General features: G+C 69.3%; 25 protein-coding genes and 1 other RNA gene. 18 read left to right on the forward strand and 8 right to left on the reverse strand.

Features of this window, described 5'->3' with window-relative positions:
- Positions 1–92: 92 nt before the first annotated feature.
- Positions 93–189, reverse strand: an RNA gene (ffs, locus tag C7H73_RS07855) — signal recognition particle sRNA small type.
- 64 nt (positions 190–253) lie between these two features.
- Between ffs and dnaX the strand changes: the two genes are divergently transcribed.
- The 8 genes from dnaX to C7H73_RS07895 all read left to right on the forward strand — a co-directional run bounded on the left by dnaX (position 254) and on the right by C7H73_RS07895 (position 9,310).
- Positions 254–2,134 (forward strand): DNA polymerase III subunit gamma/tau, encoded by a 1,881-nt coding sequence (gene dnaX, locus C7H73_RS07860; protein WP_106846128.1) that lies wholly within the window; start codon positions 254–256, stop codon positions 2,132–2,134.
- 100 nt (positions 2,135–2,234) lie between these two features.
- Entirely contained in the window at positions 2,235–2,567 is a 333-nt protein-coding gene (locus C7H73_RS07865; RefSeq protein WP_106846129.1) for a YbaB/EbfC family nucleoid-associated protein, read from the forward strand.
- A gap of 167 nt (positions 2,568–2,734) precedes the next feature.
- A complete protein-coding gene (gene recR, locus C7H73_RS07870; protein ID WP_106846130.1) occupies positions 2,735–3,325 on the forward strand; it encodes a recombination mediator RecR in 591 nt (196 codons plus the stop codon).
- Positions 3,326–3,416: 91 nt separating this feature from the next.
- Positions 3,417–5,480 (forward strand): hybrid sensor histidine kinase/response regulator, encoded by a 2,064-nt coding sequence (locus C7H73_RS07875; RefSeq protein WP_227001307.1) that lies wholly within the window; start codon positions 3,417–3,419, stop codon positions 5,478–5,480.
- Between the two features lie 203 nt (positions 5,481–5,683).
- Positions 5,684–6,733, forward strand: coding sequence for a methionine ABC transporter ATP-binding protein (locus C7H73_RS07880; protein WP_106847591.1), 1,050 nt, complete (start codon positions 5,684–5,686; stop codon positions 6,731–6,733).
- Positions 6,734–6,749: 16 nt separating this feature from the next.
- Positions 6,750–7,415 carry a methionine ABC transporter permease gene (locus C7H73_RS07885; protein ID WP_106846132.1) on the forward strand — a complete coding sequence of 222 codons (666 nt, stop codon included), beginning with the start codon at positions 6,750–6,752 and terminating at the stop codon, positions 7,413–7,415.
- 116 nt (positions 7,416–7,531) lie between these two features.
- On the forward strand, positions 7,532–8,638 hold the full coding sequence (locus C7H73_RS07890; RefSeq protein ID WP_106846133.1) for a DUF6817 domain-containing protein: 1,107 nt from the start codon (positions 7,532–7,534) through the stop codon (positions 8,636–8,638).
- A gap of 117 nt (positions 8,639–8,755) precedes the next feature.
- Entirely contained in the window at positions 8,756–9,310 is a 555-nt protein-coding gene (locus C7H73_RS07895) for an NADPH-dependent FMN reductase (RefSeq protein WP_106846134.1), read from the forward strand.
- A 74-nt stretch (positions 9,311–9,384) separates the two neighbouring features.
- On the opposite strand, the gene C7H73_RS07900 is transcribed toward C7H73_RS07895, so the two are convergent.
- Positions 9,385–10,035: an FMN-dependent NADH-azoreductase gene (locus C7H73_RS07900; protein ID WP_106846135.1), complete on the reverse strand. Its 651-nt coding sequence runs from the start codon at positions 10,033–10,035 to the stop codon at positions 9,385–9,387.
- Between the two features lie 146 nt (positions 10,036–10,181).
- On the opposite strand from C7H73_RS07900, the gene C7H73_RS07905 reads away from it, so the two are divergent.
- From C7H73_RS07905 to C7H73_RS07930, 6 genes are all read left to right on the forward strand, one after another.
- Positions 10,182–11,123 (forward strand): LysR substrate-binding domain-containing protein, encoded by a 942-nt coding sequence (locus C7H73_RS07905; protein WP_106846136.1) that lies wholly within the window; start codon positions 10,182–10,184, stop codon positions 11,121–11,123.
- 88 nt (positions 11,124–11,211) lie between these two features.
- Entirely contained in the window at positions 11,212–12,222 is a 1,011-nt protein-coding gene (locus C7H73_RS07910) for a sulfate ABC transporter substrate-binding protein (protein ID WP_106846137.1), read from the forward strand.
- Between the two features lie 10 nt (positions 12,223–12,232).
- Positions 12,233–13,120 carry a sulfate ABC transporter permease subunit CysT gene (gene cysT / locus C7H73_RS07915; RefSeq protein ID WP_106846138.1) on the forward strand — a complete coding sequence of 296 codons (888 nt, stop codon included), beginning with the start codon at positions 12,233–12,235 and terminating at the stop codon, positions 13,118–13,120.
- Positions 13,117–14,025 (forward strand): sulfate ABC transporter permease subunit CysW, encoded by a 909-nt coding sequence (gene cysW / locus C7H73_RS07920; RefSeq protein WP_106846139.1) that lies wholly within the window; start codon positions 13,117–13,119, stop codon positions 14,023–14,025. The genes cysT and cysW overlap by 4 nt, the downstream gene beginning before the upstream one ends.
- A 13-nt stretch (positions 14,026–14,038) precedes the next feature.
- A complete protein-coding gene (locus C7H73_RS07925; protein WP_106846140.1) occupies positions 14,039–15,166 on the forward strand; it encodes a sulfate/molybdate ABC transporter ATP-binding protein in 1,128 nt (375 codons plus the stop codon).
- A gap of 91 nt (positions 15,167–15,257) precedes the next feature.
- Positions 15,258–15,770 carry a disulfide bond formation protein B gene (locus tag C7H73_RS07930; protein WP_106846141.1) on the forward strand — a complete coding sequence of 171 codons (513 nt, stop codon included), beginning with the start codon at positions 15,258–15,260 and terminating at the stop codon, positions 15,768–15,770.
- A gap of 11 nt (positions 15,771–15,781) precedes the next feature.
- Here C7H73_RS07930 and C7H73_RS07935 read toward each other — a convergent pair whose 3' ends face one another.
- The 6 genes from C7H73_RS07935 to C7H73_RS07965 all read right to left on the reverse strand — a co-directional run bounded on the left by C7H73_RS07935 (position 15,782) and on the right by C7H73_RS07965 (position 21,813).
- Positions 15,782–17,167, reverse strand: coding sequence for an erythromycin esterase family protein (locus tag C7H73_RS07935; RefSeq protein ID WP_106846142.1), 1,386 nt, complete (start codon positions 17,165–17,167; stop codon positions 15,782–15,784).
- Positions 17,164–17,823, reverse strand: a complete 660-nt coding sequence (locus C7H73_RS07940; protein ID WP_106846143.1) for a phosphoribosyltransferase — start codon at positions 17,821–17,823, stop codon at positions 17,164–17,166. Before C7H73_RS07940 ends, C7H73_RS07935 begins: the two co-directional genes overlap by 4 nt.
- A gap of 87 nt (positions 17,824–17,910) precedes the next feature.
- Positions 17,911–19,263, reverse strand: coding sequence for an amino-acid N-acetyltransferase (gene argA, locus C7H73_RS07945; protein WP_106846144.1), 1,353 nt, complete (start codon positions 19,261–19,263; stop codon positions 17,911–17,913).
- A 304-nt stretch (positions 19,264–19,567) separates the two neighbouring features.
- Positions 19,568–20,683 carry an acyltransferase family protein gene (locus tag C7H73_RS07955; RefSeq protein ID WP_106846145.1) on the reverse strand — a complete coding sequence of 372 codons (1,116 nt, stop codon included), beginning with the start codon at positions 20,681–20,683 and terminating at the stop codon, positions 19,568–19,570.
- Between the two features lie 159 nt (positions 20,684–20,842).
- Entirely contained in the window at positions 20,843–21,352 is a 510-nt protein-coding gene (locus tag C7H73_RS07960) for an Rrf2 family transcriptional regulator (RefSeq protein ID WP_106846146.1), read from the reverse strand.
- Positions 21,353–21,465: 113 nt separating this feature from the next.
- Positions 21,466–21,813: a hypothetical protein gene (locus C7H73_RS07965; RefSeq protein ID WP_106846147.1), complete on the reverse strand. Its 348-nt coding sequence runs from the start codon at positions 21,811–21,813 to the stop codon at positions 21,466–21,468.
- Positions 21,814–22,005: 192 nt separating this feature from the next.
- Here C7H73_RS07965 and C7H73_RS07970 point away from each other — a divergent pair, with 192 nt between their 5' ends.
- The 4 genes from C7H73_RS07970 to hutC are packed head-to-tail and all read left to right on the forward strand — an operon-like array spanning position 22,006 to position 25,368.
- Positions 22,006–22,950, forward strand: coding sequence for an ABC transporter substrate-binding protein (locus tag C7H73_RS07970; protein WP_405124791.1), 945 nt, complete (start codon positions 22,006–22,008; stop codon positions 22,948–22,950).
- Positions 22,951–22,980: 30 nt separating this feature from the next.
- Positions 22,981–23,817 (forward strand): ABC transporter permease, encoded by an 837-nt coding sequence (locus tag C7H73_RS07975; RefSeq protein WP_106846149.1) that lies wholly within the window; start codon positions 22,981–22,983, stop codon positions 23,815–23,817.
- Complete coding sequence (locus tag C7H73_RS07980) at positions 23,818–24,597, forward strand: ABC transporter ATP-binding protein (RefSeq protein WP_106846150.1); 780 nt, start codon at positions 23,818–23,820, stop codon at positions 24,595–24,597.
- Positions 24,598–25,368 carry a histidine utilization repressor gene (gene hutC, locus C7H73_RS07985; protein ID WP_106846151.1) on the forward strand — a complete coding sequence of 257 codons (771 nt, stop codon included), beginning with the start codon at positions 24,598–24,600 and terminating at the stop codon, positions 25,366–25,368.
- The last annotated feature ends 55 nt before the right edge of the window (positions 25,369–25,423 follow it).

Below are 25,423 nucleotides of genomic sequence, written 5' to 3' on the forward strand. Positions count from 1 at the left end.
GGTGCATTGCCGATTGCCCTGACAGCGTGTCAGACGAAAGCGCTCGGCTTTCGGGACGATGGAGCGAAAAGGGGAGGGAGAGAGAAAAGAGAGGTGACGAGCCTTACCCCCGGCACTGGCTCCACGGTTAGGGCTGCTTGGTTCCCCACCTGACCCGGTTGGCCGCTTCCCCATGCGGGGAGGCCCGTCACCGGCGATTGTACCCGTCCCGGCGAGGCTGCGAGACTGGACGGGCCACATAGAATCGCACTCCATGTCGTACCTCGTGCTTGCCCGCAAATACCGTCCCAGGACCTTCTCCGAGATGGTGGGCCAGGAGCACGTGGTGCAGGCGCTGACCAACGCGCTGACCCAGCAGCGGCTGCACCACGCCTACCTCTTTACCGGCACGCGCGGCGTGGGCAAGACCACCGTCTCGCGCATCCTTGCCAAGTCGCTCAACTGCCAGGGGCCGGACGGGCAGGGCGGCATCACCGCCACGCCTTGCGGCGTGTGCCCGGCCTGCACGGCTATCGACGCCGGCCGTTTTCCCGACTACACCGAGCTGGATGCGGCGTCCAACCGCGGCGTGGACGAGGTGCAGGGCCTGCTGGAGCAGGCGGTGTACAAGCCGGTGCAGGGGCGCTTCAAGGTCTTCATGATCGACGAAGTGCACATGCTCACCAACACGGCGTTCAACGCCATGCTCAAGACGCTGGAAGAGCCGCCCGAGTACCTGAAGTTCGTGCTGGCCACGACCGATCCGCAGAAGGTGCCGGTCACCGTGCTCTCGCGCTGCCTGCAGTTCAACCTGCGCCCCATGGCGCCCGAGGTGGTGCTGGAGCACCTGGGCCACGTGCTGGGCGCCGAGGGCATCGCCGCCGAGCCGCAGGCGCTGCGCCTGCTGTCGCGCGCTGCGCGCGGCTCCATGCGCGACGCGCTGTCGCTGACCGACCAGGCGATTGCCTTCGGTGGCGGCCAGCTGCAGGAAGCCGCGGTGCGCCAGATGCTGGGCAGCGTGGACCGCAGCCACGTCTTCGCGCTGATCGAGGCGCTCGCGCGCAGCGATGGCCAGGCCGTGCTGCACACCTGCGAAGTGCTGCGCATGCACGGCCTGTCGGCGGCCAGCACGCTGGAGGAGATGAGCGCCGTGCTGCAGCGCATGGCCGTGCTGCAGGCCGTGCCCCAAAGGGCTGCCCAGGCCGATCCCAGCGACCCGGACGCCCCCGAGATCGCCCGCCTGGCCGCCCTGCTGCCGGCCGACGAGACGCAGCTGCTCTACAGCATCTGCCTGCACGGGCGCACCGAGCTGGGCCTGGCGCCGGACGAGTACGCCGCGCTGACCATGGCGCTGCTGCGACTGCTGGCCTTCAAGCCCGCCCAGGGCCCGGGGCAGTCAACGCCGCAGCCCGGCCCGGCTGAAAAAAAAACTCTGAGCCCCGCGCCGGCTGAGCCGGCCCCCAGTGCGGCGCCGGCACGGCCGGCCGCGCCCATGCAGGCGCCCCCCGCTGCTGCGCCCGCCCCCGCCGCCCCGGCGCCCCGGCCCGAGCCGTCCCAGGCTCTGCCACCCGCCGACGCGCACCCGGCTGTGCGCCTGCCCGTGCGGGCTCCGGAAGAAATTGGACGAAAACAGGCTCCAACGCCCGCCAGTACTGCGCAAGCAGCTACGGAAACCGTAGCGGTTCCGGTGCGCACCGCACCCGAACCGGGCGCCCGCACCCAGCCCCTGCGGGGCGCCGGTGGCCTGCCGGCGTCCGAGCCGCTGGTGCGCACCGAGGAGGGCGATGTCTGGCACGCCACGGTGCAGCGCCTGGTCGAAGACGGCGCCATTACTGCACTGCCGCGCGAGCTGGCGCTGCAGTCGCAGCTGATCGCCCGCGACGGCGAGCACTGGCTGCTGCGCATCGAGCGCGAGTCGCTGAACCAGGGCGCCGCGCACGAGCGCCTGCGCGCCGCGCTGGAGGCTGCCGGCTGCGCCAGGCAGATCAGCGTCGAGGTGGGCCGCATCAGCGACAGCCCGGCGCGGCGCAACGCCCACGCCGCCACCGAACGCCAGCGGCGCGCCGAGGCCATCGTCCACGCCGACCCCTACGTGCAGGACCTGATGCGCGAATTCGGGGCCAAAATCGTGCCGGGCAGCATCCGGCCGGCATAGCGCCACGCAGCGCCGCGCGGGCCGCGCCAACAAACCGTAGTCTTTTAGATGTCCCGTTTCGCGGGAAGCCCCTCCACCAAGAAAGCAAAGGATCACCACCATGTTCAACAAGGGACAGCTCGCCGGCCTGATGAAGCAGGCCCAGGCCATGCAGGACAACCTCAAGAAGGCGCAGGACGAGCTGGGCAGCATCGAGGTCGAAGGCGAGGCCGGCGCCGGCCTGGTCAAGGTGCTGATGACCTGCAAGCACGACGTCAAGCGCGTGACCATCGACCCCAGCCTGCTGGCCGAAGACAAGGACATGCTGGAAGACCTGGTGGCGGCCGCCTTTAACGCTGCCGTGCGCCGCGCCGAGGAGACCTCGCAGGAAAAGATGGGCAAGCTCACGGCCGGCATGCCGGGGCTGCCGCCGGGCATGAAATTCCCGTTTTGAGGACATCCCCCTGAGCGGCTGCGCCGCTTCCCCCTTCTCTCCAATGGCTGCGCCATTCGGGAAGGGGACGACGCCACTGGACCGGCGAAGCCGGATCCACGGCGTCTGCTGGCCTGGGGCGTGCCGGTTTTGCGCGTGGCTTTGCATAACGTACCGGGTTTGAAACCATGTCTGACACTAGTTCGCTGGATGCGCTGATCCAGGCCCTGCGGCGGCTGCCGGGGGTGGGGCAGAAGTCGGCGCAGCGCATGGCGTTTCATCTGCTGCAGCACGACCGCGGGGGCGCGCAGATGCTGTCGCAGGCGCTGGCGCAGGCGGCGGGCAACGTGCGGCACTGTGCGCGCTGCCACACCTTTACCGAGGCGGCGGTCTGCGAGGTCTGCCAGGACCCGGGGCGCGATGCCACGCGGCTGCTGGTGGTGGAGACGCCTGCCGACCAGGCGGCCATGGAGCGCACGGGCGCCTTCAAGGGGCTGTACTTCGTGCTCATGGGCCGGCTGTCGCCGCTGGACGGCGTGGGCCCGCGCGACATCGGCGTGCAGCAGCTGCTGGAGCGCGCCGCCGATGGCGTGGTGCAGGAGGTCATCCTGGCCACCAGCTTCACCGCTGAGGGCGAGGCCACGGCCCACGCCCTGGGCGAGGCGCTCAAGCGCCGCGGCGTCAGCGTCACGCGCCTGGCGCGCGGCGTGCCCGTGGGCAGCGAGCTGGAATACGTGGACCTGGGCACCATCGCCCACGCCCTGGCCGAGCGGCGCTAGCGGGCTGCCGGCGCGGCTTGCACGCACCGCAATCGTCGCTAGACTGCCTTTTGTATCCCCACCGGCGCCGGTGTCCGGCGCACATGCACCCATGTCCGACACGTTGCCTTCATCGTCCCAGTTTCCGCACGCCCCCGGCGTGATGAGCGCCAAGGTGCGCGCGTTCGACTGGGCCGGCCATCCGCTGGGGCCCACCGAAGGCTGGCCGCTGGCGCTGCGCATCGTGCTGGATTTCATGTTGGCCTCGCATTTTCCCAAGTGCCTGGTGTGGGGCCCCGAGCGCACCGTTTTCTACAACGACGCCTACCGCCCGCTGCTGGGCGACAAGCCCGACCCGCTGGGCCGCCCCTTCCAGGAGATGTGGCACGAGACCTGGGAGGAGGTGCGTCCCATGGCCGAGCGCGCCGAGGCCGGTGAGGCCACCTTCTTGCAAGACAAGTTTTTCGTGGTGCAGCGCAACGGCTACCCCGAACACACCTGGTTCACCTTCTGCTTCAGCCCGCTGCGCGACGAGCGCGGTGCGGTGGGCGGCTGGGCGGTGACGGTGATCGAGACCACGCAAACCCATGTGGCGCAGCAGCAGCTGCGCGCCGCGGCCAGTTCGCTGGAGCATCAGGTCGCCCTGCGCACCGCCGACCGCGACCGGCTGTGGGCGCTGTCGGACGCGCTGATGATCGTCTCGCGCTTTGACGGCGTGATCGTGGCCGCCAACCCCGGCTGGACGCAGGCGCTGGGCTGGGGCGAGCTGGAGACCGTGGGCCGGCACGTGCGCGCTTTCGTGTTCGAGGGCGACACCACGGCGCTGGATGCCGAGGGCAACCTGCTGCGCACCGTGGCGCAGCGGCGCCAGGTGCACATGCGTTTTCTGCGCCGCGACGGCCAGGTGCGCACCATCGCCTGGTCGGTGGTGGCGGCCGACGGCTTTTTGCACGCCGTAGGACGCGACGAGACCGAGGAGCTGCAGCGCAGCGAGCAGCTGAGCGAAGCGCAGGAGCGCCTGCGCCAGGGCCAGAAGATGGAGGCCATCGGCCAGCTGACCGGCGGCATCGCGCACGACTTCAACAACATGCTGCAGGGCATCGTGCTGCCGCTGCAGCTGATGCAGCGGCGCCTGCAGCAGGGGCGCGGCCAGGAGGTGCAGGGCTACATCGAGGCCGCCCTGGCCTCGGCGCGGCGCGCCGCCTCGCTCACGCAGCGGCTGCTGGCGTTTTCGCGGCGCCAGCCGCTGGATGTGCGCCCGACCGACGTGGCCGCCATGCTGCAGGGCCTGGAGACCATGCTGCGCAGCAGCTGCAGCGAGAACGTGGAGCTGGTCATCGACGCGCAGCCCGAAGGCCTGTGGCCCGTGCGCACCGACATGCACCAGCTGGAGAACGCCGTGCTCAACCTGGCCATCAACGCGCGCGACGCCATGCCCGGCGGCGGCACGCTGCGCCTGGCCGTGTGCAACGAGACCGTGGGAGGTGGGCACGACATGGCCCGGGGCCGCAGCGGCATGGCCGCCGGCGACTACGTGCGCCTGAGCGTGGCCGACACCGGCACCGGCATGTCGGCCGACGTCATCGAGCGCGCCTTCGACCCCTTCTTCACCACCAAGCCCATCGGCCTGGGCACGGGCCTGGGCCTGTCCATGATCTACGGCTACATGCGCCAGACGGGCGGGGCGGTGGAGATCGAAAGCCGCGAGGGCGGCGGCACCACCGTGCACCTGTACCTGCCGCGCAGCGAGCAGCAGGCGCAGGAGGAGCCGCCCCCGGCGTTGAGCCCCCAGCCGCAGGCGCGCCGGCGCGACTCGGTGCTGGTGGTGGAGGACGACAACACGGTACGCGCCCTGGTGGTGGAGCTGCTGCACGACATGGGCTTTCAGGTCATGCAGGCGGCCAGCGGCGCCGAGGCCATGGCGCTGCTGTCCGGCGCGCTGCAGTACGACCTGCTCATCACCGACGTGGGCCTGCCCGGCCCCAACGGCCGGCAGGTGGCCGACTTCGCGCGCGAGCGGCTGCCGGCCATCCGCGTGCTGCTGATGACCGGCTACGCCGAGCGCGCCTCCATGGGCGACGGGCTGCTGGGCGCGGCCATGGAGCTGATCGTCAAGCCCTTTGATGCGCCGGCCTTCGTGCACAAGGTGCAGCAGATCATGCAGCACGAGGGTTGAGCGCGGGTTTGCGCGCCGCGCATAAAATATGCCCCCTAGCGCCGCCAGGACGGCGCGGGCAGCTACGCTTTTAATAGCGGTCCTGCCGTGGCCACGCGGCCCGCGCCGCACGCCGCCCCTTTGCTTGTCACCCGCCCCGCCGCATGTCCGCAGGCCGCCTGCGGCGCGGCGCTGCGCTTTTTCGCTTCCCGCACTTTTTGTCCATGATCGACCTTCGGGGTATCACCCAGATCTACCAGGGCCCCAGCGGCCCCGTCGAGGCCCTGCGCGGCATCGACCTGCACATCACGCCGGGCGAGGTGTTCGGCATCATCGGGCGCAGCGGCGCCGGCAAGAGCTCGCTGGTGCGCGTGATCAACCTGCTCAACCGGCCCTCCAGCGGCCAGGTGCTGGTGGCCGGGCGCGACATGACGCAGCTGTCCGAGCGCGAGCTGCGCGCCGCCCGCCGCGAGATCGGCATGGTGTTCCAGCACTTCAACCTGCTGTCTTCGCGCACCGTCTATGGCAACGCCGCGCTGCCGCTGGAGCTGGCCGGCATGGACGGCGCGCAGATCCGCGAGCGCGTGGGCCCGCTGTTGGAGCTGGTGGGCCTGTCGCACCTGGCCGACCGCCATCCGGCGCAGATCTCGGGTGGGCAAAAGCAGCGCGTGGGCATTGCCCGCGCACTGGCCAGCCGCCCGAAGGTGCTGCTGTCGGACGAAGCCACCAGCGCGCTGGACCCGGAGACCACGCGCTCCATCCTGGAGCTGCTGCGCCAGGTGAACCGCGACCTGGGCGTGACGGTGGTGCTGATCACGCACCAGATGCAGGTCATCAAGCAGATCGCCGACCGCGTGGCGGTGATCGACGCCGGCCGCATTGCCGAGATGGGCAGCGTGATCGATCTGTTCACCCGCCCGCGCCAAGCCATCACCAAGAGCCTGATCGACGAGATCGTGCCGCAGGAGCTGCCCGCCAGCGTGCTGGCGCGCGTGCGCCAGCTGGCGGCGCGCCTGGCGCCCGGGCACAGCGGCCAGCTGCTGCGCCTGTCGTATGCGGGCGAGCAGGCGTATGAGCCGATCCTGTCGCACCTGATCCGTGAGCTGGGACTGGATTTGTCCATCCTGCACGGGCAGATCGACGAGATCCAGCAGCAGACCTTCGGCTCGCTGGCCGTGTATGCCAGCGGCGCCATGGCGCGCATCGGCGCGGCCATCGACTATCTGCGCGCCAGCGGCGTGGCCGTGCGCACCGTGGACGTGAGCCACGACTGAACCGGGAACGAGAAACGTGTTCGAGAACTTTTCGCAAATGATGCTGGAGCTGTTTGCCACCTCGCTGTGGGAGACGGTGGTCATGGTCGGTGTGTCCGGCGTGCTGGGCGGACTGATCGGCATTCCGCTGGGGGTGTTTCTGCGGCTGACGGACGCTGGCGGCATCCTGCAAAACGGCTGGGCCAACCGGCTGGTGGGCGGCGTGGTGAATGCCGTGCGCTCCACGCCCTTCATCATCTTGCTGGTGGCCATCATTCCGTTCACGCGGCTGGTGACGGGCTCGTCCATCGGCACCTGGGCGGCCGTGGTGCCGCTGACGCTGGCGTCCGCGCCCTTCGTCGCGCGCCTGGTGGAGACGGCGCTGCGCGAGGTGGACAACGGCCTGGTCGAGGCCGCGCAGTCCATGGGCGCCACCACCGGCCAGATCGTCTGGAAGGTGCTGCTGCCCGAGGCGCTGCCCGGCATCGTGGCGGGCCTGACCATCAGCTTCGTCAGCCTTACCGGGTACTCGGCCATGGCCGGCGCCGTGGGCGGCGGCGGGCTCGGCGACCTGGGGATCCGCTACGGCTACCAGCGCTTTTTGCCCGACGTGATGCTGGCCGTGGTGGTCATCCTCATCGTCTTCGTGCAGGCCATCCAGAGCCTGGGCGACTGGGCCGTGCGGCGGCTGTCGCACCGCTGACAGGGTGCTTCGCTTTTCATAGCTGCTCGCGCTTGTCTGGCAGGCGCTAGAGGTCGATTTGGCTCGGATCCAGGGGCTGCCGCATACTTGGGCAAACACCGCAGGAGACCCGCCCCATGACCGACAGCCCCCGCCTGTTCCCCGACCTCGACGACACCCTGCTGCAGCGCGCCCTGCCGCTGCTGGATGACGAATGGCTGCAGCGCGACGCCGATCTGGCGCCGGTGCTGCCCGTGGTGCTGGCCCGCGGCGTGGGGCAGGACTGGCACAAGGCCGGCACCTTCCGCCACCACCTGGTGGGCGTGGCCCGCTCGCTCACCCTGTGGCAGCAGCCGAGCGACGTGCGCCTGCTGGGGCTGCTGCACAGCGTCTATGGCAACGCGTTCGTGGACCTGGTGAAGTTCGACGCCGCCAGCGAGCGCCAGCGCCTGCAGGGCGTGATCGGCGAAGCAGCCGAGCACTTGGTCCACCTGTTTTGCACCATGAGCCGCGCGCAGTTCGTGCAGAAGGTGCTGGCCGGCGAAGTGCAGGAAGACGGCTCGCTGCAGGTCGAGCTGAACGGCGCCGCGCCGCGCCAGGGCGTGCGCCTGAGTGCCTACGAGGTGGCGGCGTTTGCCATCGTCAGCATGGCCGACACCATCGAGCAGTGGTTCAGCTGGCAGGACGAGATCTTCTCGCGCTTTCCCGGCACCGACACCTCGCGCCGCCAGGCCGTGCACTGGGGCGCGTCGCTGTGGCCCGGGCCCATGCGGCCCACGGCGCGCATGGTCAGCCAGGTGGCGGCGCTGGGCCGGGCGCTGCAGCATCCGGCCCTCAAGGGCCAGCTGCCGCTGCCGCCGGTGTTCGATGGCTGCCAGCAGGCCCTGGCGCCGCAGCACGAGGCCGCCGCCAGCGCCCTGTACTGGTCGGTGGTGCAGCTGGCACAGCCGCTGGTGGACCTGGACGCCGCCACCGCCACGCTGGAGCAGGCCGTGCAGCTCAACCCCTGGGTGGGCGAGCCGCAGATGGTGCTGGCGCAGCTGTACCTGTCGGCCGGCCGCGGCGAAGACGCCGAGCGCGCCGCGCGCGGTGCGCTGCAGCAGTTCTGTACCTGGGGCAATGCGTGGGACAAACGCGTGCAGTGGGACGCCTGGGTGGCCTGGACGCGCATCCTGCTGCAGTCGGCGGCGCAAGGCAGCTGGCCCGAGCGGCTGGACAAGCTGAACAACCTGGCACTGCGCTGACGGCTGACAGGCACACGGGGCACGCGGGCGCTGACACGCCGCCGCGGCGGGCCAACGATGGGCGGGTTGTTTTTCTCACCCCCGCCGCGCTCAGCCAGCAGCGCAGAAAGGCCCACCGTGGACAAGTACCGCATCGCCGTCATCGTCGGCAGCCTGCGCAAGGATTCGATCAACCGCCAGCTCGCCCGCGCCCTGGAGGGCATGGCGCCGCAGGACTTCCTGCTCACGCAGGTGCGCATCGACGACCTGCCGCTGTACAACCAGGACGACGAGGCCGAGCCGGCCGACGCCGTACGCCGGCTGAAAACCGAGGTTGCCAGGGCGCAGGGCGTGCTCTTCATCACGCCTGAGTACAACCGCTCCGTGCCCGGCGTGCTCAAGAACGCCATCGACCACGCCTCGCGCCCCTATGGCCAGAGCGTCTGGGCCGGCAAGCCGGCCGGGGTGATAGGGGTATCCACCGGCGCGCCCGGCACCTGTATGGCGCAGCAGCACCTGCGCAACGTGCTGGCCTACCTGGACATGCCCACCCTGGGCCAGCCCGAGGCCTTCATCCAGGCCAGGGAAGGCACGTTCACCGAGGACGGCCAGATCGGCGAGGCCAGCCGCCAGTTCGTGCAAGGCTGGCTGGACAAGTACGCGGCCTGGGTGCGCCGCTTCGCCCAGCTCTGAGCACTATCAAAAAAGTAGCTGCTTACGCTTGACTGGCGGGCGCTGGAGCCATTTTTAAGCCTTGACGCCTGGCGTCAGGCGACCTGGCTCAGGCGCTCCTGGTTGGCGGCGCGGGGCGCCACCTGCGTGTCGATGTCGGCGGCCGCAGCAGCCAGGGCCGCGGCCCGCGCCTCGGGGCCCAGGGCCACGCCTTCGGCGCGCACGATACGCACGTCCGTCACGCCGAAAAAGCCCAGGATGGTCTGCAGGTAGCTTTCCTGGTGCTCCATGGCGCGGCCGGCTTCGCTGGTCGAATACAGCCCGCCCCGGCTGGAGGCCACGATGACCGTCTTGCCGCCGGCCAGGCCCTCGGGGCCGCTGGCGGTGTAGCGGAAGGTGCGCCCGGGCTGGGCCAGCCGGTCGATCCAGGCCTTGAGCTGGGTGGGAATGGTGAAGTTGTACAGCGGCGCGCCGATGACCACCACGTCTGCCGCCAGGAACTGGCGCACCAGGCGCTCGGAAACGGCGTTCTCGCGCACCTGGGCCTCGCTCAGGCCGTCGGTCTGCCCGGTGCGTGGCGCCAGCGCATCCACGGTGAAGTGCGCGGGCGCGTCGGCCACCAGGTCCAGATGCTCCACCTCGGTGCCCGGGTGGCTGGCCAGCCAGGCGCGCACGATGTCGGCGCTGAGCTGGCGGGAGACGGATTGGTCGCCGGTGATGGCCGAGTCGATGTGCAGCAGTCGCATGGGAAGTCCTTCTTCGTAACGGTCTTGTATGGGTAAACCCGCAAAGGGGCGCATGTATAGATTGTGTCCTTGGGACTAAAACTTGATAACCCGGAGAAAGCGCGATAGATTGTCCTGATATTGGAACAGCCAGCGGGAGATGCGCGGTGCAGGACCTCAACGACATGCTGTATTTCGCCGAGGTGGCCGAGCGTGGCGGCTTTGCCGCGGCCGGGCGGGCGCTGGGCATCCCCAAGTCCCGCCTGTCGCGCCGCGTGGCCGAGCTGGAGTCGCGCCTGGGCGTGCGGTTGCTGCAGCGCACCACGCGCAGCCTGTCGCTGACCGAGGTGGGCCAGGCCTATCTGCGCCACTGCCTGGCGCTGCGCGAGGCAGCCCAGGCCGCGCAGGACACCGTAGATCAGGTGCACAGCGAGCCCTGCGGCACCGTGCGCGTGACCTGCCCGGTGACGCTGGCGCAGTCGGTGCTGGGCGAGCTGGTGCCGCACTTCCTGGCGCGCCACCCGGCCGTGCGGCTGGAGATGCAGGTCAGCAACCGCGTGGTCAACGTGGTGGAAGAGGGCGTGGACGTGGCCCTGCGCGTGCGCAGCTCGGTGGACGACAGTGCCAGCATGGTGGTCAAGCGCCTGGGCGAGGGCCGCCAGTTCCTGGTGGCCAGCCCGGCGCAGCTGGCGCGCCAGGGCACGCCCGCCACGCTGCTCGACCTGCAGCGCATGGACACGCTGGCCATGTCCGCGGCGGAGGGCCGTTCCAGCTTGGCCCTGCGCGGGCCCGGCGGGCGCCAGGAGACGGTGCACCTTGCCCCGCGCTACGTGGCCGACGACCTGCTGACGCTGCGCTTTGCCGCCCTGGCCGGCACGGGCCTGTGCTGGCTGCCCGACTACATGTGCATGCCCGACATCCAGGCCGGCCGGCTGGTGCGGCTGCTGCCCGAATGGGCGCCGGCGCGCGGCATCGTGCATGCGGTGTTTGCGTCGCGCCGGGGCCTGGCGCCCGGGGTGCGCAGCTTTCTGGACTTCCTGGGGGAGGAGCTGCCGCCGCGCGTCAGCCTTGAAGAGGCGGCCGAGGCGGCTTCTTATTCCAAAATCTGATAATTTTAAAATAATATATTCTTTTGAGATCTAAGCAGGCATCGGGACAATGCGCTGAGCTCTTTCTTACAGCCCAGGATTTGTACCGATGACCTCGAAGAAAACCGCCCTCAAGACCCTCATTGCCTCCGTGGCCCTGGCTGCCAGCGGCCTGGCTGCGGCGCAGGCCAACTCGCTGCTGAACGTGAGCTATGACGTGGCGCGCGAGTTCTACAAGGACTACAACCAGGCCTTCATCGCGCACTACCAAAAGACCAAGGGCGTGCAGGTCAAGGTGGACCAGTCGCACGCCGGCTCCAGCGCCCAGGCGCGCGCCGTGAACGACGGCCTGGCCGCGGACGTGGTGACCTTCAACACCACGACCGACGTGCAGTTCCTGGCCGACAACGGCGTGGTGGCCAAGGACTGGGCAAAGAAATTTCCGCATGACGCCTCGCCCACGACGTCCACCATGCTGTTCCTGGTGCGCCATGGCAACCCCAAGAACATCAAGGACTGGGACGACCTGATCCGCCCCGATGTGAAGGTCATCGTGGTCAACCCTAAGACCGGCGGCAACGGCCGCTACGCCTACCTGGGCGCCTGGGGCAGCGTGCGCGAGAAGGGCGGCACCGACGCGCAGGCGGCGGAGTTCGTCGGCAAGCTGTACAAGAACGTGCCGGTGCTGGCCAAGGGCGGGCGCGACGCGACGGCCACCTTCCTGCAGCGCAACATCGGCGACGTGCTGATCACATTCGAATCGGAAGTGGTGTCGGTCGAGCGCGAGTTCGGCAAGGGCAAGGTCGATGCCGTGTACCCCTCCTCCAGCGTGACGGCCGAGAACCCGGTGGCGGTGGTCGAGCGCACCGTGGCCAAGAAGGGCACGGGCGAGCTGGCCCGCGCCTACCTGGACTACCTGTACTCCGATGAGGCGCAGGAGATCGCCGCCAAACACGCCATCCGCCCGCGTTCGGAGGCCGTGCTCAAGCGCCACGCCGACCTGTTCAAGCCCATCCAGCAGTTCACGGTGGCCAAATACTTTGGCAGCCTGACCGAAGCGCAGAAGGTGCACTTCAACGACGGCGGCCAGTTCGACAAGCTCTACCAGCCCGGCAAGTAAGCACTTCGCCATGACGACGCTGACGCTGGCGAGCCCGCCAGGTGGGGCCCGGCCTGACGCGCCGCGCCGGCGCAAGGGCCGGCGCGTGCTGCCCGGCTTCGGCCTGACGCTGGGCTACACCCTGTTCTACCTGAGCATCATCGTGCTCATCCCGCTGCTGGCGCTGGTGGTCAAGAGCTTCTCGCTCACCTGGCCCCAGTTCTGGGAGGCCGTGGCCGCGCCGCGCGTGCTGGCCTCCTACCGGCTCACCTTCGGCGCCTCTTTCATCGCCGCCTGCGTGAACCTGGTTTTCGGCCTGCTGATCGCCTGGGTGCTGGTGCGCTACCAGTTCCCTGGCAAGAAGCTGGTGGACGCGCTGGTGGACCTGCCCTTTGCCCTGCCCACGGCCGTCGCCGGCATCTCGCTCACGGCGCTGCTGGCGGGCAATGGCTGGGTCGGACAGTACCTGGAGCCGCTGGGCATCCAGCTGGCCTTCAACCCCAACGGGGTGGTGATCGCGCTGATCTTCATCGGCCTGCCCTTCGTGGTGCGCACGGTGCAGCCGGTGCTGGAAGACACCGAAAAGGAGCTGGAAGAAGCGGCCACCAGCCTGGGCGCCACGCGCTGGCAGATCTTTCGCCACGTCATCTTCCCGGCCATCCTGCCGGCGCTGCTGACCGGCTTCGCCATGGCGTTCGCACGCGCGATCGGCGAGTACGGCTCGGTCATCTTCATCGCCGGCAACATGCCCATGGTCTCCGAGATCACGCCCCTGATCATCATCGGCAAGCTGGAGCAGTACGACTACGCCGGCGCCACGGCGGTGGCCGTGGTCATGCTGGTCATCTCGTTTGCCATGCTGCTGGTCATCAACGCACTGCAGGCCTGGCAGCGCAAGCGCTCGGGGATGCCGGCATGAGCGGCGGAGCCTCTCCCGCCACGCGCCGCGCCCGGGCCGGCACCACCGAGGCGCCCTGGGTGCGCCGCGTGCTGATCGGCGTTGCGCTGGTCTTTTTGCTGCTGTTCCTGGTGCTGCCGCTGGCCGCCGTGTTCACCGAGGCGCTGCGCAAGGGGCTGGATGCGTATCTTGCCGGCCTGCGCGAGCCCGATGCCTGGTCCGCCATCCGCCTGACTTTGATCACCGCGGCCATCGCCGTGCCGTTGAACCTGGTGTTCGGCGTGGCGGCGGCCTGGTGCATTGCCAAGTTCGAGTTCCGCGGCAAGGCCTTTCTGACCACGCTGATCGACCTGCCGTTTTCCATCTCGCCAGTGGTCGCCGGCCTGATGTACGTGCTGGTCTTCGGCGCCAACGGCTGGCTGGGCCCCTGGCTGGCGGAGCACGACATCAAGATCGTCTTCGCCGTGCCGGGCATCGTGCTGGCCACCGTGTTCGTCACCTTCCCCTTCATCGCGCGCGAATTGATCCCGCTGATGCAGGCGCAGGGCAACGACGAGGAGCAGGCCGCCGTGGTGCTGGGCGCCAGCGGCTGGCAGACCTTTCGCCACGTGACGCTGCCCAACATCAAGTGGGGCCTGCTGTACGGGGTGATCCTCTGCAACGCGCGCGCCATGGGCGAGTTCGGCGCGGTGTCGGTGGTCTCGGGCCACATCCGCGGGCAGACCAACACCATCCCGCTGCACGTGGAAATTCTCTACAACGAGTACCAGTCGGTCGCGGCGTTCGCCGCCGCCTCGCTGCTGGCCCTGCTGGCCCTGGTCACGCTGGTCATCAAGACGGTGGCCGAGTGGAAGAGCGAGCAGGAGCGCAAGGCCGCTGCCGCCTTGCCCCCGGAGCGGCCCCAAGCCGCGCCAGCACTGCGCTGAAAGCTATTGATTTATGAGCATCGAAATTCGCAACGTCAGCAAGCGGTTCGGCGGCTTCCAGGCGCTGCAGGGCGTCAACCTGGACATCCGCTCCGGCGAACTCATCGCGCTGCTGGGGCCGTCGGGCTGCGGCAAGACCACTCTGCTGCGCATCATCGCCGGCCTGGAGACGCCCGACGCGGGCAGCATCCACTTCGCTGGCGCAGACACCACCGACGTGCACGTGCGCGAGCGCGGCGTGGGCTTCGTCTTCCAGCACTACGCGCTGTTTCGGCACATGACGGTGTTCGACAACGTGGCCTTCGGCCTGCGCATGAAGCCGCGCAAGGAGCGGCCCGCCGAGAGCGTCATCCGCCAGAAGGTCATGGACCTCTTGAAGCTGGTGCAGCTGGACTGGATCGCCGATCGCTATCCGTCCCAGCTGTCGGGCGGCCAGCGCCAGCGCATCGCCCTGGCGCGCGCGCTGGCGGTGGCACCGCAGGTGCTGCTGCTGGACGAGCCCTTCGGCGCGCTGGACGCCAAGGTCAGGAAGGAGTTGCGCCGCTGGCTGCGCCGCCTGCACGACGAGCTGCACGTGACCAGCATCTTCGTGACGCACGACCAGGAGGAAGCGCTGGAGGTGGCCGACCGCGTGGTCGTCATCAACCAGGGCCGCATCGAGCAGGAAGGCACGCCGCGCGAGGTCTGGGACAACCCGGCCAGCCCGTTCGTCTATGGCTTTCTGGGCGACGTGAACCTGTTCAAGGGCCGCGCCGCCGGCGGGCGCATCCACCTGGACGACGGCATGCAGCTGGACAGCAGCGAGGCCGCCGGCGCCGAGGGCTCGGCCGCCTTTGCCTATGTGCGGCCGCACGATCTGGATGTGCAGCGCTACTCCCCCGGCCAGGCGCTGGACGCCGAGGGCCGGCCCAGCGGCATCGTCGCGCAGCTGGCGCGCGCCATCGTTGTGGGGCCGATCGCGCGGCTGGAACTTATCCCCGAAGGCAGCCACCAATCGGCGGACAATGCGCAATCTGACGCGCTGATCGAGGCGCAAATCCCCGCGCAGCAGTTCCACGATATGGGCCTGCGCGAAGGCGAGACGCTGGTGGTGACGCCGCGGCGCGCCAAGGTGTTCCTCGACCAGGCTGCCGGCATCTGAGCGTTCTTTCTTCTTGTCTTCAGCAGGAGTGAAAGGCGCCGCGGCCGGCCCGTGCGTCCACCCTCCAACGACAGAAAGAACAAGCTCCCTCATGCTGCTCCACTGGTTCGATACGGCGCCACGCCGCCTCCTGGGCCTGATCGCCGCCGTCTGCGCAGGCTTGCTGGCCTTCGGCATGTACCTGCAATACGTGGTGGGGCTGGAGCCCTGCCCGATGTGCATCGTCCAGCGGTATGCTCTTATTTTTGTAGCTGTTACCGCAGCACTGGCAAGCGCTGGAGCCCGAAAAGGCTGGTGGATGGGCTGGGCCGCGCTGGCCCTGCTGGCGGCGGGTTTCGGCGCCTTCGTGGCGGCGCGCCAAAGCTGGCTGCAGTGGTACCCGCCCGAGGTCGCCACCTGCGGGCGCGACTTCTACGGAATGATCGAGAACTATTCCCTCAGCCGCGCCATCCCCATGATCTTTCGTGGCTCGGGCGACTGCACGGCGGTGGACTGGACCTTCCTGGGCGGCTCCATCGCCAACTGGTCCTTCATCTGCTTCGTGCTCATGAGCCTGGCGCTGGTGCTGCTGCTGGCGCGCGGCGGCCGGCGCGCGGCCCGCTGATCCTTCTCTTCCTATAGCCCGCTCGGCCAGGTCTCGGGCACCTCGCCTTCGCCGTCGTGCCAGCGCCGCTCGGGCACCAGCGGCTGCAGGGCATGGGTGCGGTCAATGTGCAGCAGCGCATCGAACTGCCCCGGCAGGCGCGTGTGAAAGTAGTGGCTGTGCCGCTCGGTATCGGGCTGGTAGATGACGCCGATGGCGCGCTGCAGGCGCTCGCGCTGCAGCAGCTGCGCCACCTGCGGCTGGTCGCGCAGAGGCAGCCACAGCCGCGCCATGCCGCTGTCGTGAAAGAGCTGCTCGAAGCTGCCAGGCAAGCCATCCCGCACGCGCTTGCGCTCGGCCGGGCCGTCCCACTCGGAGGCCGCCGTCACGCTGCCGTGGTAGGTGGACAGGCCGATCGCAACGGATTCGCGCCCCCAGCGCTCGCGTACCAGCTGGCCGACATTCCATTCGCCCTGCTGGCCCATCTCGGTGGCGCTGGCATCGCCCAGGTGCGAGTTGTGCGCCCACACGGCCATGCGCGGCGCCGCGCCGCGCGTGGTGTGCAGGTGCTTGTCCAGCGCGGCCAGCGTCTGCACCATGTGCGTGTCGCGCAGGTTCCACGACGACACGCGCCCGCGAAACAGGGTGCGGTAGTACTCCTCGGCATTGCGCACCAGGCGGGCGTTTTGCTGGGCGTAAAAGGCTTCGTCGCGGTCGGTGCCCAGCGTGGCGCCGGTGCGGCGGTTCATCTCCAGCAGCTGCTCGATGGCCTGGTCCTCGCAGCTGGGCACGGCGCCGAAGGCCGCGGCGTAGCCATAGGCCTGGCTGTCCTCACCGCCGCGGTGGTCCAGGCAGCCGTAGCGTGCCCGGGCCCGGGCAGCGGCCTGCGGGTCCACCTGTTGCAGGTGGGCGACCACGGCGCGGATGGAGGCGTACATGCTGTACAGGTCCATGCCGAAGAAGCCCACCTGGCGCGAGGCCGGGGCGCTGCGGTTGTGCTCGCGCAGCCATTCGACGAATTCGCGCATCACGGTGTTGCGCCACATCCAGGTGGGAAAGCGCTCGAAGCCGGCCAGCGCGGCCTCGGCGTCCACGTCATCCGAGCGGCCGCGCACGTAGCGATCCACGCGCAGGGCATCGGGCCAGTCGGCCTCGGCCACCACGGCGGTGCAGCCGTGCTCGGTGATGAGCCGGCGCGTCAGCCGCGCACGCTCCAGGTAGAACTCGTGCGTGCCGTGGCTGGCCTCGCCGATCAGCACGAAGCGCGCATCGCCAATCAGCTCCAGCAGGCCGGGCGCGGTGTCGGCGCGCTCGAAGGCACGCAGGTGGGGCCGCAGGGCATGTAGAAGGCGGGCGTCGTCCTGGAGGCCCTCGGCGCCGCCGCCCGTGCGATGTTCCTGGCGGTCCAGCAGGCTCATGGCTGCGCTCCCGCGGTCTGCTGCTGCGCACGCTGCAGGTAGGCCAGCACCTGCTCGTCATCCAGCTGGGCAAAGTCCTGGTACCACCGGCCCACGGCGCCCAGGGGCTGGGGCTGGCGAGGGCAAATGACTTCGTCCGCCTGCGTGCGCAGCGCCTGGCAGACCTCGGGCTCGCCCACCGGCACGGCCAGCACCAGCCGCGCCGGGCCCTGCGCGCGGATGGCCTGCGCCGCGGCGCGCATGCTGGCGCCGGTGGCCACGCCGTCATCCACCACGATCACCGTGCGCCCGGCCAGCGGGGGCAGCGGGCGCTCGCGCCGGTACAAGCGCTCGCGGCGTTCGAGCTCCAGCGTTTCTTGCTGCAGCACGTCGTCCAGCGCCGGCCGCTGCACCTGGCCGGCATGGGGCTCCAGCACCAGCGCGCCGCCGCTGGCCAGCGCCCCCACGGCGAACTCGCGCCGTTCAGGGTGGCCGATCTTGCGCACCAGAAAAACGTCCAGCGGCAGGCCCAGCGTGTGCGTGACCTCGTAGGCCACGGGCACGCCGCCGCGCGGCAGCGCCAGCACCAGCGCGTTCGGGGCGCCGCGGTAATGCTCCAGTGCGCGTGCCAGCACCTGGCCGGCCTCGCTGCGGTCGCGGTATGTCAAAGCGTCCATGGCCTTTATCTCCTTGGCCCGGACGTTACGGCGGCCCGCCTGCGTCGCCCGTGCGAGCAGCGGCCTGCGCAGGCGTAGGACGGCGGCCTACGGGTGCAGCTTCTTGACCAGCACCTGGCTCTTGCGGTCCCAGTTGTACTTGCGCTTGCGCGCCTCGGGCAGCCAGTCCGGGTCCACCGGCGCGAAGCCGCGCTTCAAGAACCAGTGCATGGTGCGGGTGGTGAGCACGAAGATGCTGTCCAGCCCCAGCATGCGGGCGCGCTGCTCGATGCGCTTGAGCAGCTTTTCGCCGTCGCCCGTGCCCTGGCTTTGCGAGGACACGGTGACGGCGGCCATCTCGGCCGTGCGGGCCTCGGGGTAGGGGTGCAGCGCGGCGCAGCCGAAGATCACGCCGTCGTGCTCGATGACGGTGTAGCTGGCGATGTCGCGCTCGATCTCGGTGCGGTCGCGCTTGACCAGGGTGCCGTCGCGCTCGAACGGCTCGATCAGCTGGATGATGCCGCCCACGTCGTCGATGGTGGCCTCGCGCAGCTCCTCAAGCTTTTCGTCGATGACCATGGTGCCGATGCCGTCGTGCACGTAGATCTCCAGCAGCAGCGCCCCGTCCACCGCAAACGGCAGGATGTGGCTGCGCTCGACGCCGTGCTCGCAGGCGCGCACGCAGTGCTGCAGGTAAAAGGCCACGTCGGTGGGCTGCAGCGCCGGCGGCAGCTGGCCCAGCAGGCGGCGCGCCGCGGCCAGGGGCAGTTCGGTGTCGATGGGGTTGTCGTCGCCAGCGGGCTCGAAGGGCTGGGTCAGCACGCCCGGCACCTCGGTCAGAAACAGCAGCTTGTCGGCCTGCAGCTCGGCGGCCACGCGCGTGGCCACTTCTTCCATCGCCAGGTTGAAGGCCTCGCCCGTGGGCGAAAAGCCAAAGGGCGAAATCAGCACCAGCGCCTGCGACTCAAGCGTGCGGCGGATGCCTTCGACGTCCACCTTGCGCACCAGGCCGGTGTGCTGGAAGTTCACGCCGTCCACGATGCCCACCGGCCGCGCCGTCAGGAAGTTGCCCGAAATCACCCGCACCCGAGCGCCGGCCATGGGCGTGTTGGGCAGGCCCTGGCTGAAGGCGGCCTCGATCTCGTAGCGCAGCTGGCCGGCCGCTTCCTGCGCGCTGTCCAGCGCCACCGGGTCGGTGATGCGCATGCCGTGCGAGTAGCGCGCCTCGTGGCCCTTGGCGGCCAGCTGCTCGTTGACCTGGGGGCGAAAGCCGTGCACCAGCACGATCTTCACGCCCATGGCCTGGATCATGGCCAGGTCCTGCACGATGCTGTGCAGTTTGCCGGCGGCAATGGCCTCGCCCGTCAGCCCCACCACGAAGGTCTGGTTGCGGAACTTGTGGATGTAGGGCGCCACCGACCGGAACCAGGGCACGAAGGTGAAGTTGAAGACCGTGGACATCAAGGCAGGGCAGGCGCGCGCAAAGGGCAAAAAAGCCTGCGCGCCCCCTGGCGCCGCTGACGGGCTGGGGGCTGGGCAAGCAAGAGGGCGCAGTGTAGCGGCAGTGCGGCGGGCCTGTTCGCGCTATGCAAGGCATAGCTGGCAGCGCTTGCTTCAGGCCAGTTTCAATAGGATTTGTAGCTCAGACCAGCGCCAGTCAAGCGGCGGCAGCTATGCTTTATATAGCGCTGCCGCTGCCGCTGCCGCTGCCGCTGCCGCTGCCGCTGCCGCTGCCGCTGCCGCTGCCGCTGCCCAGGCGCGGCGCTCAGCGCCCCGACATCGCCAGGTTGGCCGGCTGGCGCGCGGCCTGCTTGCCTGCCGGGCGCGGTGGCCCGCCGTCGCGCAGGCGCATGGCCCAGCGCTCCACCGTCCAGTACGACAGCGCCGCCAGCGCCGTGGACAGGGCCAGACCCAGCGCCACCGTGAGTGGCCAGGGAAGATCGGCACGCAGCCAGCGCACGATGGGGTAGTGCCACAGATAGATGCCATAGGACAGCTTGCCCACCCACACCAGCGCCGGCGTGCTCAGCATCTCGTAGGCCGGGCCGCGCCGCTGCAGCACGGCGATCAGCACCACCACGGTGGCCAGCTCGACCACCGTCATGCCCCAGGCCAGCGCGTTCATGTCGTCCCAGCCCTGCTCCATCAGCAGCGGCACTGCCAGCACGAACCACAGGCCGTGGGACAGCCGCGCGCGCAGCGCGGTGAACCAGGCCGGCTGCTCGTGCATCAGGGCCGCCAGCAGCGCGCCCATCAAAAGGCCCGTGGCGCGGGTGTCGAAGCGAAAGAAGATCTCGTAGAACTGCTGGCCCTGCAGCACCCAGAACACGCGCCAGAGCCAGGCCAGCAGCACCAGCCCGGCCACCGGGCGCCACAACCGGCCCTTGGGAGAAAACCGCACGATCAGCATCAAAAGCGGCGGCCATACCAGGTAAAAATGCTCTTCCACCGACAACGACCACATGTGCAGCAGCGTGTCCGGGCTGTCGAAGAAGGCGATGCCGTAGTCCGCCAGGTACAGCAGCGAGACCAGCGCGTCGGAATAGATGTCCGTCAGATCGGGCCAGATGAAGGGCGCCAGCAGCACGTAGGCGGCCAAAAACAGGGCCAGTGCCGGCATCAGGCGCAACAGGCGGCGGCGATAGAAGCGCCAGTAGTCGAGCCCGCCCGTGCGCTCGCGCTCCATCAGCAGCAGCGCGGTGATCAGGAAGCCGCTGAGCACGAAGAACACGTCCACGCCGTAGAAGGCGCCATCAAACAGCGGCGCATGGGCGTGCGAGAGCACGACCAGCACGATCGCCACGGCGCGCAGGCCGTCCAGCGCCGGGTTATAGGCCAGCGCGAAGCCGGCCGCGCCGGCCGGCTTGCGTTTCACTTCCATCCCAGACAAAGCCCGCCACCTCCTCATGAAATCCATCCCGGCAGGGCCGAGCCGCTGCCGACCGAGGGACGGATTGTAGGCAGGAGATCTGCGGGATTACCCGGAGCTACTGTCACCAAGGTGAGGCAGCGGTGACTTTTGTGTCCGGAGCACCTCCAGCTACAGCGGCGTCAGGCCCAGCGCGAAGACCGAATTGGGCACCTGCGGCGCCGGTGTCTGGCGCGCCGGCCGGGCCTTGCTGCGCGCTGGCGGGCTGACCACGGCCGGCGAACGCGCGGCCACGTGGTGCGCCAGCAGGTCGGCCACGGTGATGGATTGCAGGTAGTCCATGACGCGTGACTGAAAGCTGGCCCAGAGCTCGGACGTCATGTCCTCGCCGCTACCGGTGCGCGGGCTGGCGGGCGCAGCCAGGGCGGCCTCGGCGGCAGTGATGATCTGCGCCACGGTCAGCTCGCGCGGCTCGCGCGTCAGCATGTAGCCGCCGCCCGGCCCGCGCGTGCTGGTCACCAGCGCGGCGCGGCGCAGGGCGCTGAAGATGTCCTCCAGATAGGACAGAGAAACGCCCTGGCGCGCGCTGATGGCGGGCAGGGGCACGGGCTGGCCATGCGAGTGCAGGGCCAGGTCGGTGATGGCGGTCACGGCAAGCTTGCCGCGGGTGGTCAGTCGCATAGACGGATCCTGAGGAAAGAGAGTGCAAGGGGCGGCGCCCGGCGCGGGCGCTGCGAAGAAGGGCGGCAGGGGCGGGCGGCAGAGGCGGACGGCCCGGGCGGGGCCGGCGCGGCTCAGGCGCGCGGGGGGCGCAGCTGCCGCTGGGGCGTGCGCGATGCCAGCAGGGGGCTGCGCAGCTGGGGGCAGGGAAAGTGCGTGCCCTGCACGAGCGGTGCCGGGCGCTGGAATTGCTGGTCGTCCGGCAGGTCGATACTGCAATCGGCCGCCGTGTCGGCGGCGAAGTCGCCCGGGGCATCGGCCGCGATGGCGGCCTTCATATCGCCAAAGCCCTGGTGCTGCGCGGCGCTGCAATGCCCGGCGTGGCCGGTCGCCAGGGCGGCGGGCGGCACCGCGGCGAAGGCGGACGCGCCCGCTGCCAGCAGGAAATGCAGAGTAAAGACAGCGAGCAGCCACCGGACCATAGGTGGCGCGATTATAGAAAGTGTCGCCAAGGGCACCGGCAGGGCCGGACAGGTGCGTGTTATCCCTGTATAGACAGGTAGGGGCCCGCGCGCATCATGCGCCTTCACTTCCCCTTCCTTTTTCACCTTCTTCTTTCAAACACCCACTCGATCGGGAGACAACTGATGGCACGGCGGACAACGGTGGCGCGCATGGGCGCCATGGTGGTGGCGGGCATGGCCCTGGCACTGGGCAGCGCCGCCCAGGCGCAGCAGGCGACCAAGCTGGCCCTGGGCATCTCCGGCTGGACGGGGTTTGCGCCCTTGTCGCTGGCCGACAAGGCGGGCATCTTCAAGAAGCACGGCCTGGACGTGGACCTGAAGATGATCCCGCAAAAGGACCGCCACCTGGCCCTGGCCTCCAAGGCCATCCAGTGCGCCGCCACCACGGTGGAGACGCACGTGGCCTGGAACGCCAACGGCGTGCCGATCGTGCAGATCTTCCAGCTTGACAAGTCCTACGGCGCGGACGGTATCGCGGTGCGCAACGACATCAAGACCTTTGCCGACCTCAAGGGCAAGACGGTGGCGGTGGACGCGCCCGGTACGGCGTCGTACTTCACGCTTGCCTGGCTGCTGTCCAAGAACGGCATGAAGATCAAGGACGTGAAGACCGCCACGCTGGCGCCCCAGCCGGCGGCGCAGTCCTTCGTCACCGGCCAGAACGACGCCGCCGTGACATACGAGCCGTACCTGTCCACCGTGCGCGCCAACCCGGACGCCGGCAAAATTTTGGCCACCACGCTGGACTTCCCGCACATCATGGACACGGTGGGCTGCGCGCCCGAGTGGCTGAAGGCGAACCCGCAGGCCGCCAAGGCACTGGCCGACTCCTACTTCGAGGCGCTGGAGCTGATCAAGTCGGACCAGGCCAGGGCCTACGACATCATGGGCGCGGTGGTCAAGCAGCCGGGCGAGGCGTTTGGCAAGTCGGCCTCCTTCCTGCGCTGGCAGGACAAGGCGGCCAACCAGAAGTTCTTCGCCGGCGAGCTGCAGCAGTTCATGAAGGACGCAGCAGCCATCCTGCTGGAGGCCGGCGTGATCCGCAAGATGCCCGAGAACTGGTCGGCCATGGTTGACGACAGCTTCATCAAGTGACGTGCGAGACCTGAGCCTTTCATGGATCCCATGACGCAAGCCCTGCCGCCGGCCGCGGCGCAGGCCGCGCCCGCCGCGCGCCCGCGCCGCCGCCTGGCGCCGCTGCAGCCCGTGCGTGCCGGCACGCGCTGGCTGCTCGGCGCCTCGTTCTTCGTGCTGTTCGTGGCCGTGTGGGCGCTGGCCACGCACGGCGGCTACGTCTCGCCCACGTTCCTGGCCAGCCCGGCGACGATGCTGCGCGAGGGCTGGGCGCTGTTTGCCGAGTTCGACTTCGCCCACGACGTCGTCATGACCGTGTGGCGCGTGCTGGGCGGCTTCGTCATGGCGGCGGTCGTCGCCGTGCCGCTGGGCATCGCCATGGGCGCGCACAAGGGGGTGGAGGCCTTCCTGGAGCCCTTCGTGTCGTTTTGCCGCTACCTGCCGGCGTCGGCCTTCATTCCGCTCCTGATCCTGTGGGCGGGCCTGGGCGAGCTGCAAAAGCTGCTGGTCATCTTCATCGGCTCGGTGTTCCAGATCATCCTGATGGTGGCGGTGATCGTCGGCAATGCGCGCCGCGACCTGGTCGAGGCCGCCTATACCCTGGGCGCCACGCCGCGCGGCATCGTGAAAAGCGTGCTGATCCCTGGCGCCGCGCCGCAGATCGCCGAGACCCTGCGCCTGGTGCTGGGCTGGGCCTGGACGTACGTCATCGTGGCCGAGCTGATCGGCTCGTCCTCGGGCATCGGCCACATGATCATCGACAGCCAGGCGCTGCTCAACACCGGGCAGATCATCTTCGGCATCATCGTCATCGGCCTGATCGGGCTGGTGTCGGACGCCTTGTTCAAGTGGGCTAACCGCCGCCTGTTTGCCTGGAGCACCCTGTAAATGAGCGAGGTTCTGATCCAAGGGGTGTCACGCACCTTCACCAACGCGCGCGGGCAGGCCACCCAGGCCCTGCTGCCGGTGGATTTCCATGTGCGCGACAACGATTTCGTCACCATCCTGGGCCCGTCCGGCTGCGGCAAGTCCACGCTCTTGCGCATCGTCGCCGGCCTGGACGAGCCCACCGCCGGCCGCGTGCTGCTGGACGGCGTGCCGGTGCAGGGCCCGGGCGCCGACCGCGGCATGGTGTTCCAGAGCTACACGCTGTTTCCCTGGCTGACGGTGGAGCAAAACATCCGCTTCGGCCTGCGCGAGCGCGGCGTGCCTGCAGCGCAGCAAAAGGAACGCAGCGACTATTTTCTGGTGAAGGTGGGCCTGGCCGGCTTTGAGCAGCACTACCCCAAGCAGCTGTCGGGCGGCATGCAGCAGCGCACGGCGATTGCCCGCGCCCTGGCCAACGACCCGAAGATCCTGCTCATGGACGAGCCCTTCGGCGCGCTGGACAACCAGACCCGCGTGCAGATGCAGGAGCTGCTGCTGTCCATCTGGGAGGCGCAGCGCAAGACGGTGATGTTCGTCACCCATGACATCGACGAAGCCATCTTCATGGCCAACCGCGTGGCCGTCTTCAGCGCCCGGCCCGGCCGCATCAAGACCGAGTTGCCCGTGCCGCTGCCGCACCCGCGCCACTACACCGTCAAGACGGCGCCCGAATTCATGGAGCTGAAGGCACGGCTGACGGAGGAGATCCGCGCCGAAGCCCTGCACGGGGCGCTGCACTGAATGGCCAGGAACGCCACCTTGCCGGCCCGTCAGGGCGCCGAAGCCCCGGTCGCCGTGGCCCGCTACCAGCAGGTCAAGGACTTCATCACCCACCGCATCCAGGACGGCCAGTGGCAGGTGGGCGACCGCCTGCCGTCCGAAAACGAGCTGGTGCAGCAGTTCGGCATCTCGCGCATGACCGTCAACCGGGCGCTGCGCGAGCTGGCCGAGCAGGGGCGCATCGAGCGCGTGGCCGGCGTGGGCAGCTTCGTGGCGCCGGAGAAGCCCCAGTCCACCCTGCTGCGCATCGCCAATCTGGCCGCCGAGGTGCGCCAGCGCGGACACGACTACGCCTGCCGCGTGCTGCTGGTCGAGCGCATCCCCGCGCCCGTGGACGCCGCCGCGGCGCTGGAGCTGCGCACCGGCGAATCGGTGTTCCACGCCGTCTGCGTACACCTGGAGGACGGCGTGCCGGTGCAACTGGAGGACCGCTGGGTCAACCCGCACATGGCGCCGGACTTTGGCGCGCAGGACTTCTCGCGCCTGCAGCCGTCGGAGTACCTGGTGCGCAACGTGCCGTATGACCAGATGGAGCATGTGGTGGATGCCGTGCTGCCCACCCCCGACCAGGCGCGCCTGCTGCAGATGCCCCAGGCCGCGCCGTGCCTGCTGCTGACGCGGCGCACCTGGCTGGGCGGCGTACCGGTGACCTTGGTGCGCTGCCTGCACCCGGGCTCGCGCTACCGCCTGGGCAGCCGCATGCAGGCGGATGGCAACCCCCTGGTGGGCTGAAACCGAGTGAGCTAGGGGTTTAACCTGTATATACAGGTTGGCCGCCGAGTGGTGC

Source organism: Pulveribacter suum (assembly GCF_003013695.1).
Lineage (GTDB): Bacteria > Pseudomonadota > Gammaproteobacteria > Burkholderiales > Burkholderiaceae_C > Melaminivora > Melaminivora suum.

What these genes read in the sequence shown, in the direction of transcription:
- dnaX (WP_106846128.1), top strand. Translation starts at nt 254, where the DNA reads ATGTCGTACCTCGTGCTTGCCCGCAAATACCGTCCCAGGACCTTCTCC.
- C7H73_RS07865 (WP_106846129.1), top strand. Translation starts at nt 2,235, where the DNA reads ATGTTCAACAAGGGACAGCTCGCCGGCCTGATGAAGCAGGCCCAGGCC.
- recR (WP_106846130.1), top strand. Translation starts at nt 2,735, where the DNA reads ATGTCTGACACTAGTTCGCTGGATGCGCTGATCCAGGCCCTGCGGCGG.
- C7H73_RS07875 (WP_227001307.1), top strand. Translation starts at nt 3,417, where the DNA reads ATGTCCGACACGTTGCCTTCATCGTCCCAGTTTCCGCACGCCCCCGGC.
- C7H73_RS07880 (WP_106847591.1), top strand. Translation starts at nt 5,684, where the DNA reads ATGATCGACCTTCGGGGTATCACCCAGATCTACCAGGGCCCCAGCGGC.
- C7H73_RS07890 (WP_106846133.1), top strand. Translation starts at nt 7,532, where the DNA reads ATGACCGACAGCCCCCGCCTGTTCCCCGACCTCGACGACACCCTGCTG.
- C7H73_RS07900 (WP_106846135.1), bottom strand. Translation starts at nt 10,035, where the DNA reads ATGCGACTGCTGCACATCGACTCGGCCATCACCGGCGACCAATCCGTC.
- C7H73_RS07910 (WP_106846137.1), top strand. Translation starts at nt 11,212, where the DNA reads ATGACCTCGAAGAAAACCGCCCTCAAGACCCTCATTGCCTCCGTGGCC.
- cysT (WP_106846138.1), top strand. Translation starts at nt 12,233, where the DNA reads ATGACGACGCTGACGCTGGCGAGCCCGCCAGGTGGGGCCCGGCCTGAC.
- cysW (WP_106846139.1), top strand. Translation starts at nt 13,117, where the DNA reads ATGAGCGGCGGAGCCTCTCCCGCCACGCGCCGCGCCCGGGCCGGCACC.
- C7H73_RS07925 (WP_106846140.1), top strand. Translation starts at nt 14,039, where the DNA reads ATGAGCATCGAAATTCGCAACGTCAGCAAGCGGTTCGGCGGCTTCCAG.
- C7H73_RS07930 (WP_106846141.1), top strand. Translation starts at nt 15,258, where the DNA reads ATGCTGCTCCACTGGTTCGATACGGCGCCACGCCGCCTCCTGGGCCTG.
- C7H73_RS07935 (WP_106846142.1), bottom strand. Translation starts at nt 17,167, where the DNA reads ATGAGCCTGCTGGACCGCCAGGAACATCGCACGGGCGGCGGCGCCGAG.
- C7H73_RS07940 (WP_106846143.1), bottom strand. Translation starts at nt 17,823, where the DNA reads ATGGACGCTTTGACATACCGCGACCGCAGCGAGGCCGGCCAGGTGCTG.
- argA (WP_106846144.1), bottom strand. Translation starts at nt 19,263, where the DNA reads ATGTCCACGGTCTTCAACTTCACCTTCGTGCCCTGGTTCCGGTCGGTG.
- C7H73_RS07955 (WP_106846145.1), bottom strand. Translation starts at nt 20,683, where the DNA reads ATGGAAGTGAAACGCAAGCCGGCCGGCGCGGCCGGCTTCGCGCTGGCC.
- C7H73_RS07960 (WP_106846146.1), bottom strand. Translation starts at nt 21,352, where the DNA reads ATGCGACTGACCACCCGCGGCAAGCTTGCCGTGACCGCCATCACCGAC.
- C7H73_RS07965 (WP_106846147.1), bottom strand. Translation starts at nt 21,813, where the DNA reads ATGGTCCGGTGGCTGCTCGCTGTCTTTACTCTGCATTTCCTGCTGGCA.
- C7H73_RS07970 (WP_405124791.1), top strand. Translation starts at nt 22,006, where the DNA reads ATGGGCGCCATGGTGGTGGCGGGCATGGCCCTGGCACTGGGCAGCGCC.
- C7H73_RS07975 (WP_106846149.1), top strand. Translation starts at nt 22,981, where the DNA reads ATGACGCAAGCCCTGCCGCCGGCCGCGGCGCAGGCCGCGCCCGCCGCG.
- C7H73_RS07980 (WP_106846150.1), top strand. Translation starts at nt 23,818, where the DNA reads ATGAGCGAGGTTCTGATCCAAGGGGTGTCACGCACCTTCACCAACGCG.
- hutC (WP_106846151.1), top strand. Translation starts at nt 24,598, where the DNA reads ATGGCCAGGAACGCCACCTTGCCGGCCCGTCAGGGCGCCGAAGCCCCG.